The organism is Erysipelatoclostridium sp. DFI.2.3, from assembly GCF_019132535.1.
In the GTDB taxonomy this organism is placed as follows: Bacteria; Bacillota_I; Bacilli_A; order Erysipelotrichales; family Erysipelotrichaceae; genus Clostridium_AQ; species Clostridium_AQ innocuum.
In genome coordinates this window covers 1-14,609 of the sequence record NZ_JAHOOJ010000021.1, presented here as the reverse complement: position 1 = coordinate 14,609, position 14,609 = coordinate 1, and the positions used below count along the sequence as shown (strand labels likewise).

General features: G+C 42.2%; 16 protein-coding genes. 7 read left to right on the top strand and 9 right to left on the bottom strand.

Going from position 1 to position 14,609, the window contains the following annotated elements; all coding sequences use genetic code 11:
• The first annotated feature begins 3 nt into the window (after positions 1 to 3).
• Genes KSZ58_RS17545 through KSZ58_RS17535 form a run of 3 tightly spaced genes read left to right on the top strand, consistent with a single transcriptional unit; the run spans position 4 to position 3,009 of the window.
• Entirely contained in the window at positions 4 to 1,245 is a 1,242-nt protein-coding gene (locus KSZ58_RS17545; protein WP_008816225.1) for a PTS sugar transporter subunit IIC, read from the top strand.
• On the top strand, positions 1,238 to 1,585 hold the full coding sequence (locus tag KSZ58_RS17540; protein ID WP_008816226.1) for a PTS lactose/cellobiose transporter subunit IIA: 348 nt from the start codon (positions 1,238 to 1,240) through the stop codon (positions 1,583 to 1,585). The genes KSZ58_RS17545 and KSZ58_RS17540 overlap by 8 nt, the downstream gene beginning before the upstream one ends.
• A complete protein-coding gene (locus KSZ58_RS17535) occupies positions 1,585 to 3,009 on the top strand; it encodes a glycoside hydrolase family 1 protein (protein ID WP_009270009.1) in 1,425 nt (474 codons plus the stop codon). The genes KSZ58_RS17540 and KSZ58_RS17535 overlap by 1 nt, the downstream gene beginning before the upstream one ends.
• Before the next feature lie 167 nt (positions 3,010 to 3,176).
• On the opposite strand, the gene KSZ58_RS17530 is transcribed toward KSZ58_RS17535, so the two are convergent.
• A complete protein-coding gene (locus tag KSZ58_RS17530) occupies positions 3,177 to 5,150 on the bottom strand; it encodes a BglG family transcription antiterminator (protein ID WP_233104432.1) in 1,974 nt (657 codons plus the stop codon).
• 250 nt (positions 5,151 to 5,400) lie between these two features.
• On the opposite strand from KSZ58_RS17530, the gene KSZ58_RS17525 reads away from it, so the two are divergent.
• The 4 genes from KSZ58_RS17525 to KSZ58_RS17510 are packed head-to-tail and all read left to right on the top strand — an operon-like array spanning position 5,401 to position 9,245.
• Complete coding sequence (locus tag KSZ58_RS17525) at positions 5,401 to 5,829, top strand: PTS sugar transporter subunit IIA (RefSeq protein ID WP_008816230.1); 429 nt, start codon at positions 5,401 to 5,403, stop codon at positions 5,827 to 5,829.
• Positions 5,826 to 6,578 (top strand): nucleoside/nucleotide kinase family protein, encoded by a 753-nt coding sequence (locus tag KSZ58_RS17520; RefSeq protein ID WP_009270007.1) that lies wholly within the window; start codon positions 5,826 to 5,828, stop codon positions 6,576 to 6,578. The genes KSZ58_RS17525 and KSZ58_RS17520 overlap by 4 nt, the downstream gene beginning before the upstream one ends.
• Entirely contained in the window at positions 6,575 to 7,975 is a 1,401-nt protein-coding gene (locus tag KSZ58_RS17515; protein ID WP_009588398.1) for a PTS mannitol transporter subunit IICB, read from the top strand. The genes KSZ58_RS17520 and KSZ58_RS17515 overlap by 4 nt, the downstream gene beginning before the upstream one ends.
• A gap of 16 nt (positions 7,976 to 7,991) precedes the next feature.
• Positions 7,992 to 9,245, top strand: a complete 1,254-nt coding sequence (locus KSZ58_RS17510; protein WP_008816233.1) for a zinc-binding dehydrogenase — start codon at positions 7,992 to 7,994, stop codon at positions 9,243 to 9,245.
• A gap of 303 nt (positions 9,246 to 9,548) precedes the next feature.
• On the opposite strand, the gene KSZ58_RS17505 is transcribed toward KSZ58_RS17510, so the two are convergent.
• The 8 genes from KSZ58_RS17505 to KSZ58_RS17470 all read right to left on the bottom strand — a co-directional run bounded on the left by KSZ58_RS17505 (position 9,549) and on the right by KSZ58_RS17470 (position 14,438).
• Entirely contained in the window at positions 9,549 to 9,737 is a 189-nt protein-coding gene (locus KSZ58_RS17505; protein ID WP_009270006.1) for a hypothetical protein, read from the bottom strand.
• Positions 9,738 to 9,840: 103 nt separating this feature from the next.
• Positions 9,841 to 10,062, bottom strand: coding sequence for a hypothetical protein (locus tag KSZ58_RS17500; RefSeq protein ID WP_054343666.1), 222 nt, complete (start codon positions 10,060 to 10,062; stop codon positions 9,841 to 9,843).
• A gap of 6 nt (positions 10,063 to 10,068) precedes the next feature.
• Entirely contained in the window at positions 10,069 to 11,301 is a 1,233-nt protein-coding gene (locus KSZ58_RS17495; protein ID WP_009270004.1) for an ABC transporter permease, read from the bottom strand.
• Positions 11,298 to 12,170 carry an ABC transporter ATP-binding protein gene (locus tag KSZ58_RS17490; protein WP_009270003.1) on the bottom strand — a complete coding sequence of 291 codons (873 nt, stop codon included), beginning with the start codon at positions 12,168 to 12,170 and terminating at the stop codon, positions 11,298 to 11,300. The genes KSZ58_RS17495 and KSZ58_RS17490 overlap by 4 nt, the downstream gene beginning before the upstream one ends.
• Positions 12,155 to 12,871, bottom strand: a complete 717-nt coding sequence (locus tag KSZ58_RS17485) for a hypothetical protein (protein ID WP_009270002.1) — start codon at positions 12,869 to 12,871, stop codon at positions 12,155 to 12,157. Before KSZ58_RS17485 ends, KSZ58_RS17490 begins: the two co-directional genes overlap by 16 nt.
• Complete coding sequence (locus KSZ58_RS17480) at positions 12,843 to 13,409, bottom strand: RNA polymerase sigma factor (protein WP_002606474.1); 567 nt, start codon at positions 13,407 to 13,409, stop codon at positions 12,843 to 12,845. Before KSZ58_RS17480 ends, KSZ58_RS17485 begins: the two co-directional genes overlap by 29 nt.
• Positions 13,410 to 13,598: 189 nt before the next feature.
• Positions 13,599 to 13,988, bottom strand: a complete 390-nt coding sequence (locus KSZ58_RS17475; RefSeq protein ID WP_008816253.1) for a PTS sugar transporter subunit IIA — start codon at positions 13,986 to 13,988, stop codon at positions 13,599 to 13,601.
• A 3-nt stretch (positions 13,989 to 13,991) separates the two neighbouring features.
• Positions 13,992 to 14,438 carry an SIS domain-containing protein gene (locus tag KSZ58_RS17470; protein ID WP_009270001.1) on the bottom strand — a complete coding sequence of 149 codons (447 nt, stop codon included), beginning with the start codon at positions 14,436 to 14,438 and terminating at the stop codon, positions 13,992 to 13,994.
• Positions 14,439 to 14,609: the final 171 nt, after the last annotated feature.

The window sequence follows — 14,609 nt, the reverse complement described above, 5'->3', positions numbered from 1 at the left end:
GCTATGAATACATTTATTAACTGGCTGGGCTCCAGCTTTGCACCAAAGGTCGCAAAGGCCATGGATAAAAAAATAATACGTACACTTTCCGGGGCATTGATGGCCAATGTGCCGATTCTGCTGCTGGGGAGTATCATCTCCATATATAATCTGCTTGCGGGTTATGTCTCCTTTCTTCCGGATCTTTCTCCGGTCTATAATTTCAGCTTTGGCATTATGTCGCTGACACTTGTTTTTCTGGTTGGCTATCACGGCGCAAAGGAATATGGGTTTAAGGATTATGGTGTGTCAACCGGCTTAATCGCTTTAATGATGTTCTTTATGGTGATTAAACCGTCTATTGCGGACTTTCAGTTTCAGGTAGCGTTTGGAAGATTCGGAGGCTCCGGTATGATTTCTGCATTCTTTGCGGGTATTGTGACCATTGTAATCAGTAATCTGTATTTCAAGCTGCATCTGTTTGAGGATTCCGTATCTCTTCCGGATTTTTTGATTCGCTGGCTGAATCAGGTTATTCCGGGAATTATCGTGCTTGTGCTTACTACCATCCTTATTTACTGGTGCAATATTGACCTATTTGAGCTCATTACCAAGCTGTTCTCACCACTGATCAGTATCGGTCAGACCTATCCGGGCTTTATGCTCTGTATCTTTATACCGGTATTCTTCTATTCATTTGGTATCAACAGCTGGTTTATGAATCCAATCACCAGTCCTATCGGTCTTGCAGGAATCACCGCAAATGCAGCTGCATTTGAACAGGGGCTGCAGCCGACAAATATCTATACATCAAATGTAACCTTTTCGGTAATCTTTATCGGAGGTATGGGAATGACACTGGCTTTGAATATCATGATGCTCAAATCCCGCAGTAAGAGAATCAGGAAGTTCGGACAGATTGCTATGATACCGTCGCTGTTCAATATCAATGAGCCTCTGGTATATGGGGCACCGATTGCCTTGAATCCGATTTTAATGATACCGATGTGGATCAATGCACTGGTTCTGCCAACGATTGCATGGTTTGCGTTCTCCAGCGGTCTTGTCACGATTCCGCATGCTGTCATGAATGTGAACCAGCTGCCGATGCCGATTTGTTCCTTTCTGGCAACACATGGTGATTTCCGTGCCGTGATTCTGGTTGTAGGCATGTTCCTGCTGTCATGGCTGATCTGGTGGCCGTTCTTTAAGGCACATGAGAATAAAATGGTGAAGGAAGAAATGGAGATGGAAGCAAATGACTGATGAAAACAATGAGCTGATACTGAGTGCAATGGGGATTCTGACGCATGCCGGAGATGCCCGTCTGCATACCAAAGAGGCATTAAAATATGTACAAGCATTGCAGTTTGAGAAGGCGGATGCCTGCCTGAAGGAAGCCAAAAAAGAGATAACACAGGCTCATGCGGCACAGACAGAAATTATTCAGGCCGAAGCACGGGGTGTGCAGTATGAATACTGCATGCTGTTCAATCATGCGCAGGACACACTGATGACAATCAACAGTGAAATTGAATTGTGCAGTTCTCTAATCGATACCTTTCGCAGCTTTGCGGCTATGTTTGTAAAAAAGGAGGAAAGCTGATGAGTGTGTTTCCTGAAGGTTTTCTATGGGGTGGCGCAAGTGCTGCTGTTCAGATGGAGGGAGCCTATCTGGAGGATGGAAAAGGGTTGAATGTTGCGGATATCCAGATTTGTTATAAAAAAGCTGCAGGCGGCGGCAATACCAATTATACCAGAGAGCTTTTGAAGCAGCGTATTGCAGATGTGCAGGCAGAAAAGCAGCAGCAATATTATCCAAAGCATAAGGCGGTGGATTTCTATCACCGATATAAAGAATACATAGGTTGGATGAAGGAGTGTGGCTTTAAGGCATTTCGAATGAGTATCAGCTGGGCACGGATTTTTCCGAATGCGGATGATGAATATCCCAATGAAGCGGGACTTCGGTTTTATGATGAGGTGTTTGATGAATTGCACAGACAGGGCATCGAGCCGATCGTCACACTGACACATTACGATATGCCGTTAAAGGTGGTAACACATTATCAGGGATGGTATGGCAGAAGGACGATTGATCTGTATGAGCGTTTCGCACAAACCTGTTTGAAAAGATATAAGGACAAGGTTACATACTGGATCGTAATCAATCAGATCAACCTGATTTTTGGGGAGTCCTTCAGCTCATTGGGAATGGTTATGGATGAGTATGAGGATTTCACTGCCGAAAAATATCAGGCGGTGCATCATGAGTTTGTGGCAAGTGCGGGAATCGTCAAGGCTGCAAGAGAACTTGATCCTGCGTTAAAAGTCGGTATGATGCTGGCAGATCAGCTGACGTATGCAAAGACCTGTGATCCGCAGAATGTAAAGATAGCGATTGAGAAAAACCGGATGAAGGATTTCTTCTTTGCGGATGTACAGCTGCGTGGAGAATACCCGGGATATGCGAAAACGTGGTTTAAGAAGCATGGTATCACGATTCAGATGGAGGATGGTGACGAGGAGCTGATCCGTTCGTATACCATGGATTTCCTGGCAGTCGCATATTATTATAGTCACTGTGTTGATGAAAATGGAAATCGGTGCGCCAATCCGTACACAAAGGCGACGGAGTGGGGCTGGACGATCGATCCGGTTGGATTGTACAATACGATGGCACAGTATTGGGATCGTTACGGCGTACCGATGATGATTGCAGAGAACGGTGTGGGGGTGGAAGAGGCATTGGGAAGTGATGGCTGCATACATGACGAATACCGGATTGATTATCAGAAACGCCATATTCAGGAGTTAAAGGATGTAATGGAAGAGGGTACAGATATCTTCGCATATACCATGTGGTCACCATTTGATATCGTCAGCGGAAACAGCTGTGAAATGGAAAAGCGGTATGGGCTTATTTACGTGGATATCGATAACGAGGGAAATGGCACTGGTAAATGTATACCAAAGGATTCCTTCTACTGGTACGCTCGCCTTATAAAATCGAACGCAGAGAACTTATAGGGTGCACAACGTGTGCCCATGTGATCGAATCAAACGCGGAGAATCGACCTATCATACAAAAGGAACTACTACAGAAAAAGAATAATAGTAAAAAAGATGCAATACAGAAATATGCAATTCATAGCGTTAATGAATTGCAAGATACCTGTAAGCATCTTTTCATTATTCTAAATACTTTCTTGTGTATGTGTCTTTATAAATTGTACTATCTCAAGAGAATTATGAAATCTCTTTATACATTGTCGAAAATCCGTTTCCTTGATCAAGTTGGCTACTGCGACCAAAGCATCCAGATGTTCGATATTATCTTTAGAACAGAAGGAAAAGAAGACCTGAAGCTTTTTTCCATTAATAAATTCTACCGGTTTTTTTAAAATTAACAAGGTCATGCCTGTTTTTCTGACCGTTCCTTCATTCTTCGCGTGGGGAATAGCAATTCCATCATCAATTATCATATAGGACCCATAATTTTCAAAAGAATACAGCATTTGTTCCTGATAACGCTGATCCACATAACCGTTTACTACGAGCAGACCACCTGCTGTACGTATCGCATCTCTCCAGTTTTCAGCAGGATAATTCAGAAGGATATTCTCTGCCGGCAGGATATCAAGGAGTGTTTGGTCACGGCCATCATCCCGTATCAATAAATCCTGCAATGCCTCGCTCAGGTTTTTCTTCAACTCCGCATAATCATGGATTGTGCAGGATTTTTTCACAGCCTCCAGAATAGCGGTCATACGAGCCCGCTTTTTTCGCTTTACAAGCAGTTGCTCATCCAGCAGTTGAATATCCTCACTGCTTAAGACAGGATGCACATGAAGAATCGGAAGGTCGTTACAATATTTCAGAGTATTGATTGTTGTGACAATCATGTCCACCTGATGCAGCAGCTCATACTGTTTTAAATAATGGTAGGGAATACAATCGAGAACATTCACCTCATAGGTATCTGACAGCTGCTGTTCCAGAAGTCTGCTGGTTCCATATCCGTGCGAACAGATTATCAGAATATTCTTTTTCTTACTATTGTTTTTTTCGCACCGGTTAATTGCTGCCTTGAAATGCAATGTCAAAAGAGCGGTTTCATCCTGATCCTGATGCTCACCTGTAAAGAAATTCAACTCTGTAAGCACCTGCTTCATCACCTCATATTCCTTGGGAAACTGTTGTTGAATCAGGCGGTAATCCATATCTGATACAGGAATATGGTTCAACAGGCGATACATAGTCGGGCGAAGATGCGTCAAAAGACTTTCATAGAGAGTACGATCCTGATTTAGGTTTAACTGATAATATTTGCTGTACAGATTGATGATTTTAGATACAAGCAAATCGTGTTCAAACCATTCATTTTCCCGAAGATTACTGTTTTGTGCATAATTTGAACCAATTAACAGGGAAGACAGCTGCATTGCTTCATAACGATTCAGGTCTTGCTTAAGCAGTTCCTTATTTGCTTCAATCACCTTATACTCCGGGCATGTAATGAGGAAATACTCATTATCACAGGATAACAGAGTCTGCTGTGCTGCTGTTCTGGCTAAAATAATCAGGCAGGAATAAAACATGATAGAATAACTATGGTCAGATAAAACAAAACCAAGCTCTTTCTGTATAACATGTAAAAAATTATGAATTTGTTCCTCCGCAAGATCAGTACGCCAGTGATAAAGAATCTCAATCAGAATTTTCTGCTGTGTTTCCGGCAGCTTTTCATATTCCATAAGCAGCTGCAGTAAAAGCTTGCGTATGTTTTCTTCAGAACCGGTGAGCACCAGTCCTTTTTTATGCTCCTGTAACAGCTCCAGGTGATACTTTGTAAGAGTTGTACGAATATCATCCATATAGCTTTTGGCACTGGAGCGTGAGATATCAAGATTTCTTGATACGGCACTCAGGTTGATACTACCCTCAAAGCACAGAGTGTACAGCATGAATTTCTTTTTGGTATCTCCACTGTACAGCTGTGGGCGCTTTTCCTGTAAAAAGCCTTCAACATAGGAACGGTCCTGCAGTGTACAGATTTTTTTTATAATTGAAATTCCATGCTCCTTTAGCTCATAGTTTAGATTATTCACATAATAGCGGATACTGCGTTCGCTGACTGAAAAGTAATCCGACAAATCCTTAATACTCATGGGGGCTTCCTTATTATATAAAAGAGAAAGCAATTCTATATCTTTATCTGACAGCATACTATCACCTTCATGCACATTATAACAGATATAGATATTTTTCGTACGACAGATTTTTTCACATTTATGTGAAAGAAAGTGGTGGGGATACTTTTCTTCACAATAAAATGAAACCGAATACAAATGTATTTCTTTTGTTTTGCATGATACCATATGGGTGTAAAGAAACAGGACGTTACCGGAGGTACCATTTATGATTACTGATTTACTGGGAAAACATGTGCAGACTGCAGAAAGAGCAGAGGACTGGAAGGACGCCATTCGCATGGCGGCTGCACCGCTTCTGGAGAATGGAAGTATTCGAGCATCATATATTGATGCTATGATTCACAACGTTGAGGTGAATGGACCGTATATCGTTATAATGCCGGATGTGGCGATGCCGCATTCCCGCGTGGAAGACGGTGCTTTGAAAACGGATATATCCATTCTGAAGCTGAAGGATGGTGTCGCATTTCCTCAGGACAATATCGTACATCTGATTATTGCTTTATCCGCCAATGACAATGATGCACATATGCAGCTGCTCAGTGATATGGTTGACGTATTTATGGATGAGGATAAAATGAATGGCCTTCTGCATGCGGAATGTGTAGAGGATATCAGGAGAGTGCTTGCATGAGCAGAGTCACCTTTCCGCTTGTAATCAACGGATTTACGATTTCAGCAGATTATGAGCAGGAGGATATGGAAATGATATTCCTTCCGCTGCTTCGTAAGCTGAGTGAATTTCAGAAAGAGAAAAAACGACGGCTTCTGGTCTTTCTCGCTGCACCGCCGGCTGTAGGGAAATCCACACTGGCTAGTGTACTCGCCCATCTGTCCAGAGTTGATGAACAGCTTTGTGAAATACAGGATATCGGATTAGACGGGTTTCATTATCCGCAGCGCTACCTTGATTCCCATACCATGCTGAAGGATGGAATCAGGATCCCATTACGTGATGTTAAAGGTTGTCCGGAAACCTTTGATATAAAAAAACTGACAGAGGCTTTACGTATCATCAGAGATCAGGATATAACTTGGCCGGTTTATGATCGAAATCTGCATGATGTTGTCGAGGATCAGATACAGATATCCAAGGATATACTGCTTCTCGAAGGAAACTGGCTTCTGTTACAGGAGGAAGGCTGGAAGGAGCTGAAACAGTTCTGTGATTACAGTATCTTCATTCAAGCCGAAGAGGACATGCTGAAACAGCGTCTGATTGAGCGGAAGATACAGGGAGGACTTTCCCGCAGCGAAGCGATTGCGTTTTACGAACGCAGTGACGGCAGAAATGTTTCGCGGGTCCTACAGCATTCCATGCAGGCGGATCTGACTCTCAGACTGTCACAGGATATGAGATTTTGTAAGGAGGAAATAAAATGAATCGAGCGAAGCTGCAGGCATTCGGTGGATTTCTGACCGCTATGGTCATCCCGAATATGGGTGCCTTTATCGCATGGGGATTTATAACGGCTCTGTTCATCCCTACAGGATGGATACCGAACGAAGGCTTCAATGAACTGGTAGCGCCAATGGTAAAGTATATGCTGCCAATGATGCTTGCCTATTCCGGGGGAAAACTGGTACACGGCGAACGTGGGGCGATTGCTGGATGTGTAGGAACCTTTGGACTGATTGTTGGTTCTGAAGTAAATATGTTTCTTGGCGCAATGATTATGGGACCGCTGAGTGCATGGTGTGTAAAACAGTTTGACCGGCTGATTGACGGAAAAATTCCTGCCGGATTTGAGATGGTTGTCAACAACTTCTCCCTTGGTATTATCGCAATGATTCTGAGTCTTTGCTCTTACGCAGCAATCGGACCTGTTATTGAGTTTGCGAATGAAATGATCACCAGTATGATTACATCACTTGTGAAAACAGGATTCCTGCCGCTGTTATCTGTAGTAAATGAGCCTGCAAAGGTACTGTTCCTGAACAATGTTATTGATCAGGGCGTCTATTATCCTTTGGGAATGCAGCAGGCTGCGGAAGCAGGGAAATCCATCTTCTTTATGGTTGCCAGTAATCCCGGTGCCGGGCTTGGTCTTCTGCTTGCCTTCTCTTTCTTCGGTAAGGGAAACAGTAAGAAAACAGCACCAGGCGCGATCATTATTCATTTCTTAGGCGGTATTCATGAAATTTATTTCCCATATGTGCTCATGAAGCCGCTGATGATCTTTCCGATGATTATCGGTTCCGCATGCGGTATCATGGTGTTTGAATTTTTCGGAGCAGGTCTGGTTGCCGGACCGAGCCCGGGTTCTATATTTGCATATCTGGCTCTGACTCCAAGAGGAAATTTCATCGGTATTCTGGCAGGTGTAGTAACAGCTACCGTGATCAGCTTCCTGCTTGCTTCCCTTATTTTAAAGACAAGCAAGGATAACGGTGATGAAAAGCTGGAGAAGAGCATTGAGAAATCCAAGGCTATGAAGCAGGAAGGAAAGGATCTCCTTGCATCTTCATTACAGACAGAAGCAGAGGCCTTAAAGGATATTGCATATATCGCATTTGCATGTGATGCCGGACTTGGAAGCAGTGCGTTAGGGGCTACAGCGTTCAAGAAGCGTCTTCAGAAAATAGGAGTTGAAAAAACAGTACGTAATTATGCTATTGAAAAGGTGCCGGATGAGGCAGATGTTATCGTAACGCACATCAGTCTGCTGGATCGAGCACGCTTGAAATTTCCTAATCGCCGTATTATCACCATTCAGAATTTCATGAATGATCCGAATCTGGATGCGCTTTTCGAAGAAATCAGCAATACAGAAAACTAGAGAAGGGAAGGATATCATGTTAGCAAAAGCTGCCGTACTATGCGGAAAGAATACCATACAAGTTAGGGAACTGGAATTACCGCCAATCGGGGATGATGAACTGCTGGTGAAGAATATATCAAACAGTATCTGTCTGTCTACGTACAAGGCAGCGCTTCTGGGGGAGGATCACAAGCGTGTACCGGATAATATCAGCGAGCGTCCGCCGATTACCGGTCATGAGTTTACAGGCATAATCATGGAAGTAGGAAACCATCTGAAAGACAGATTTCAGCCGGGTGAAAAGTTTGTACTGCAGCCTGCGATGGGGCTTCCAAGCGGTTATTCCGCAGGCTACAGCTATGAATATTTCGGAGGGAATGCCACCTACTGCATTATTCCGAAAATCGCCATTGATCTGGGGTGTGTACTCCCTTACCAAGGAAATTACTTTGCGAATGCATCCCTCAGTGAACCAATGTCCTGCATTATCGGAGCATACCATGCGACCTATCATACAAAACAGTATGTATATGAGCATTTCATGGGCGTAAAGGAACAGGGAAAGCTGGCGCTTATGGGCTGTGCCGGACCGATGGGAATCGGAGCGATTGATTATGCAGTGAATGGGCCGGTTTCATCAAAGCTGATTGTAGTGACTGATATCGATGAGCAGCGTCTGGAACGTGCACGTACACTGATACCGGAAGAAGCGGCAAAGAAACAGGGGAAAACATTGATTTATATCAATACAAAGGATATAGATGCAGTAAGTGAGCTGCGAAAGCTTAGCAGGGGCACCGGCTTTGATGATGTGTTTGTATTTGCCGCAGTACCAGCACTTCTGAAGCAGGCTGACGCAGTATTGGGAAATGATGGATGTCTGAACTTCTTTGCAGGACCAACCGATAAACAATTTGCAGTACCGTTTAATTTCTACAATGTGCATTATGAAGGAACGCATATTGTGGGAACCTCTGGCGGATCAACGCAGGATATGCTGGAATGCCTTACGCTGTCTGCAGAAAACAGACTGAATCCAAGCTATATGATTACACATATCGGTGGGTTGCAGGCTGCACCGGAAACAATTCTGAATCTGCCAAATATACCGGGAGGGAAAAAACTGATTTATCCGCATATCGATCTGCCACTGACTGCGATTGAAAATTTCCGCAGCAGGCAGTCTGAAAATCCGTTGTTTAAAACACTGGCAGATATATGTGAGAGAAATCATAATGTATGGTGTGAAGAAGCGGAGACCTATCTGCTGGAGTATTATCAGGTTTAAAAAGGAAAACGTTGAACCTCATTCTAAGAAAGTAAAGCAGGAATGAGGTTTTTTATGATGTTTCGTTGTAATGTGTTGAACTTATACTCTTACATGTATCAGGCTTATTTCGAATAGAGTATATAAGCATACATAGCGATTCCTACGTAAATAAAAAGCATAAAATCACTTGTCGCTGGTAATCTTATGCCTCATGGATTAAGCGAATACAATTACAAGTGGAATACTTTCCAATCTTCTCTTGCTTGTTTCATATTGCTGGGCGATAAGCCTTTCTGTCACAGTGCTATTTCGCCAGCCGTATCAATTTCTTTTTAAGCTTTCATAATGCTGCAGGATGGCATGATGTAGTTCATGTGTTTTTGGAAAGCCGGTAATGCGTTCTACAACGCTGGAAAGACCCTCTTTCTGTATACTTTCCTGAAGCAGCAGTGCCTGTGGATCATCTGGATTATCATATAAAACGCCATAGACTGTCACTAAATGAATCATTTGCTAAGAGATTGCCATATGATTTTTATGTAATGCTTATATCACTGTTATCAGATTGTAACCTGCTTTAAAGGATATTATTGATTTGAATTGATATTGCTTATCAGCTGCAGTTCTTCACATGCCTGCGGGAATGCTGAAGCATACACAGGGATATGATGACAATCGAAACTATCCAGAACAGCATAATAACATTCTTCCAGGCCAGCGAATAACCGCGAATACTGAAATACGGCAGCATTTCACCCAGATGAGGATTCAATGCGACTTTGAAAAATTGTGTGAAATGTACCATCTGGGAAGGAAAGAACTGATCAATCACCATGCCTGGCTAAAGCTGATTGAAAAAGCCTGTAAATCCGCTGATCAGCGTCACCAGAAGCAGTGGAATCACTGTCGCAAAACGATTCTTTATGATATAGGAAAAAAGCATAGTGATAAAGGCGGTTGCCATTGATGCGATACTGATCAGCAGCATAGCATTCACAATCAGCGTTCGATAAGTAAATACATAGGCTGTGATATTCAATGATGCCTGCGACTGGGAATAATAAGTCAGATTCAGACCACGCAGTGGAAGGAACATACAGGACATGATATATACGATAAGAAATTGTATGAGTACGATTCCAAGCGCAAGCAATATACCTGCACACAGCTTTGCCGCAGTTATCTTTTTGTTTCCGGCAGCTGTGGGAATCATAATCTGATAGGTCTTATAATGCTTCTCCATGGCGAAGGTATTTGCCAGAATGATAACAAGAATAAGCAGCGAAGCGAATTCCAGATTATACAAAGCTTCAACGAACAGTGTATTTGGAATATTGCTGTCAATCTCATGAGAGGCTGATTTATAGCGGTTTATGAAATTCTCCATCGTGGCATCGTATATGCTGTCCGGATACTCAAAGCCGGCAATCTCAATATTAAGCTGTTCCTTACTTAACTGATCCGGATGAAGCCACTTTCTCTGGGCGTCAGAAGAGAAGTTTTCATAATCGGCAACATCCTTTTTATCCTCAATATAATAATCATAGATATTACTATACAGCTGGCGCACACCGTCATGTTTTAAATAATCTTCAACATGTACCTTTACTTTGTCGCTTCCTTCGATTTCCTCATAGGAAATACCTCCACTGATCTGCATATAGTTTTCAAATAATTCATTGACTTCCTTACCGGTATACTTACCGCTGCGTGCGTCTTTCAGTAAGGTTTCATAATTATCGCCATATACAGCTTTCATTTTTTCTTCATCCAGCGTTGTTTCTGTATACTTGTTCATAATGGCGCGGAAGTCTTTATCCATCTGCTGTATGGTCTTTTCACTGAGGGTTCCCGCATAGGAATGCTGAATCTGATCGGCAAGCCTCCAATATGCAAGTCCTGTTCTTTCTATTCCGTTTTCATCCTTCATGACGATATCAGTGCGGTACTGCAGTGGCTGATGGTAAACCTGATAGGTGCGGTAGCCATTGAAGATAAACAGGATAAGCAGCAATACGATGTTGATTTTGCTTTTGAAAATCTTTTTAAATTCAGATTGAATCAATCGTCTCATAGGAAATCACCTTCTTTAAAATAATATAAATAAAGATCATCCAGATCAGGCGTTATATTATGAGCCAGGGTATGTGGACAATCATCAGCCACAATACGCAGTTCGATGTCATTATCGACATTATGACTCTTTACGATAATATGGGAAGCCATAAGGGAGAGTGCCTCCTTTTTCGGAAGTGTTACCTGCCATACCTTTTCCTTCATAGTATGAAGTAGCTCTTTTGGTGTATCATGAAGAATGATTTTTCCTTCCTTCATAACGATGATATCGTCTGCGATGGTTTCGATATCGCTTACGATATGCGTGGAAAGCAGAACGATGCATTCCTGTGAGAGGGATGCAATCAGATTGCGGAAGATAATGCGTTCCTTTGGATCCAGCCCGGCAGTCGGCTCGTCCAGTATGAGAATCTCCGGTTTATTTAGTAGTGCCTGTGCGATTCCCACTCTACGCAGCATACCGCCGGATAACTGTTTCATTTTTGTTTTCCGCTTATCCTCCAGATGCAAAATATGCAGCAGCTCGTCAATTCTTTTTCTGCTGTATTGCTTTGACTGATTTTTCAGTATACTCATATATTCCAGGAATTCATAGACGGTATAGTGCGGATAAAAACCAAAATGCTGTGGCATATAGCCGATTTTTGACGCATAGACATCATACTGTTTTAAAGCGTCTATTTCGTCATAGCTGATGCTGCCGCCATCCTTTGGAAGCAGTCCGCACAGAATTCTCATCAGCGTTGTTTTGCCGCTTCCGTTTGCACCAAGTAGGCCATGTACACCCTTTTCAATCGTTAAATTTACATCATACAGCACCTGATTCTTTTTGAATGATTTATTGATATGTTCTATAACCAGCTCCATTTTTGCTGCCTCCTTTCTGTATCCGACATCCCTTTATTCAACTGCCGCATATTGAAAAGCGTTAAACAAGAAACGATAAGTATAACCAGCACCGCCTGAGGATTGGATATCATGTACCGGATATACTGACTGTATATAAAAAGATATATACAATAAAACATGGAGTATGCGGCAAGTGCGGATATATAGCCTTTGATTCTGTGTATTAAATGTGTAAAAATAATTTGCATGGCATACAGCGGAACGATACCGGTCATGATAAAATCAGCAGGAATCCAGGATTCTTTAAGGATGAATATCACCAGTAATATAAAAGACATCACGAGCCCGTTTAAGGCGATACCGGCTGTACGAATCAGGAAGGCGCGACAGGGATTCAGGTAAACAGGACTGATGATATCCAGCATCCTGTAGTGGCTGCATTTATAATATTCATAAAGTGCAGAAATACCCAGTATGAAAAAGTAAATAGCAGTGTAAATCTGAGCATTGACTGCATCCAGCGTTATCAGCAGTATCGAAATCAATAGTCCGATAATAGATAGGATCATATAGAAGCGAAAATCTAGCCACATATAGCGAAGAATCAGCTGTAGCAAAGAGGTGCAGTTTTTTTGTATGTATTGTTCCTGCTCTTTTTGACAGAGAAGAATCGTTTGTTCCATCGCTGCCTCATCTACCTGTATGAGTTTCTGTTTCATGATAACCTCCTTCTTTCCATAATGCACAAAGCCGCTTTAATGCCGCCGTGTGTCTTGTTTTCACTGTGGATACGGGAATTGAGAAGCTCTGCGCTATTTCCTTAAATGTCATCTGATGGTAGTATTTCAATAGAATTACATCCTGTTGAGAATCAGACAGCTCCCCTATGTAATACATAAGCTCTTCATTTCGTATCTGATCGAGAATGACTTCATGTACATCACTGTCCGCAGAAATTAAGTTTTCCTGCCTGTCAATATCCGTGTGCAGATCACGCTGCATTTTTCGGTGATAGTCATGACACAGGTTACTGGCAATCCGGTATAGGTAATGCAGCGTCTTGCCCTGCGCATGATACATGGGAAGCTGACGGATGAAGCGCACAAACACTTCCTGTGTAATATCCTTTGCACTGTCGTCTCCCTGCATTTTGCGATATGTGAAGGAATAGACGTATGGATAGAGGTCTTGTATGAAGTTATTTAATGTCTGCTGATCGCCTTTTTTTATTTTATGCAGGATCTGCTGTTCTCTCATATGCCGCCTCCTCACTTACTTAACGATTTGATTTGAAAAAAGGTTTTACTTTTCATTTATTTTAGCATACATGATAAAAAGACTTATCCACAGCTTGCTATAATTGCTTTATTCACGACTAACGTTTTTTACGTTAATATGCTTTCACAAAATTATAGCATTTTATACAGCTTGAATAAGTCCTTCGCTTTATTGTGTTTGCTTTAGTAGGTGATTGACAAACACCATCTGTTTCTGCGCTTCCTGAATAGTGTGTTCTATATAAGCGTCATCAATGGTGCTTGTCGTTAGTACGAACTCCAGAATCAGCGGTAAATTGATTCCTGTAATGCAACGTACATTATATCTGTCCAGATAAGGAGCTACCGCCTGCGTCATGCTTCCACACATGAGATCTGTGAAAATGATAATTTCCTCCTGATTCTCAAAGGATTCAATGATTGTTTTTAATTGCAGCGCAGCATCCCTGTCATCAACATAGGCATTAACAGCGTAAATATTGTTCTTTTTTGTTAACACCTGTATGGAACTGACATAGCCATCCGCAAGATATCCATGGGTCGCTATGATGTATTTCATGAATCATACCTCCTCTGTGTGCGTCTTCAAATAAGCAGATGCACCATCATTTGCCGCATGAACAACACTCAGACCTCTATCTTCCGCAAGCAGGTGAGCAAGCATTTGAAAGGGGACCATATACTCCATGACGCTGCAATACGGATCATCTTGAAAGTGGCACAGTAGTGCTTTGGAATCTTTCAATGGATGAGAATGATTTGCGATTAGTATTACATAATCGCTATATAACCGACACCAGCGTATCAGCTCCAGCATTCGCTTTTCCTGTACACCGTCTGGAGCAATCAAAAATAATAGAGCATCCTTTTGTATCTGTGTGGTTCCGGTATGCATAAATTCCTCCTGCTCATAAGCAAGAGCTGCAATAGATGCAGCTTCTGCGATCTTCAAACCACCTTCCTGTGCAACTGCATAGTAGGGACCGGCTCCAATATAGCGTGCAACCATTTTCGTATGCAGCAGCTCCCTATGGTTTTTATACCAGTCTGCTGTGCTGAAGTGAAAAGTTAAATTCCACTTTCAAAAGGCGAATAAAAAATGTGGAACTTTCTTCTACAAAAGTCTATACAGAGCATAAATATAGCGTTAGAAAGGGTTTCAAATAGGTAGAAGTAAGTA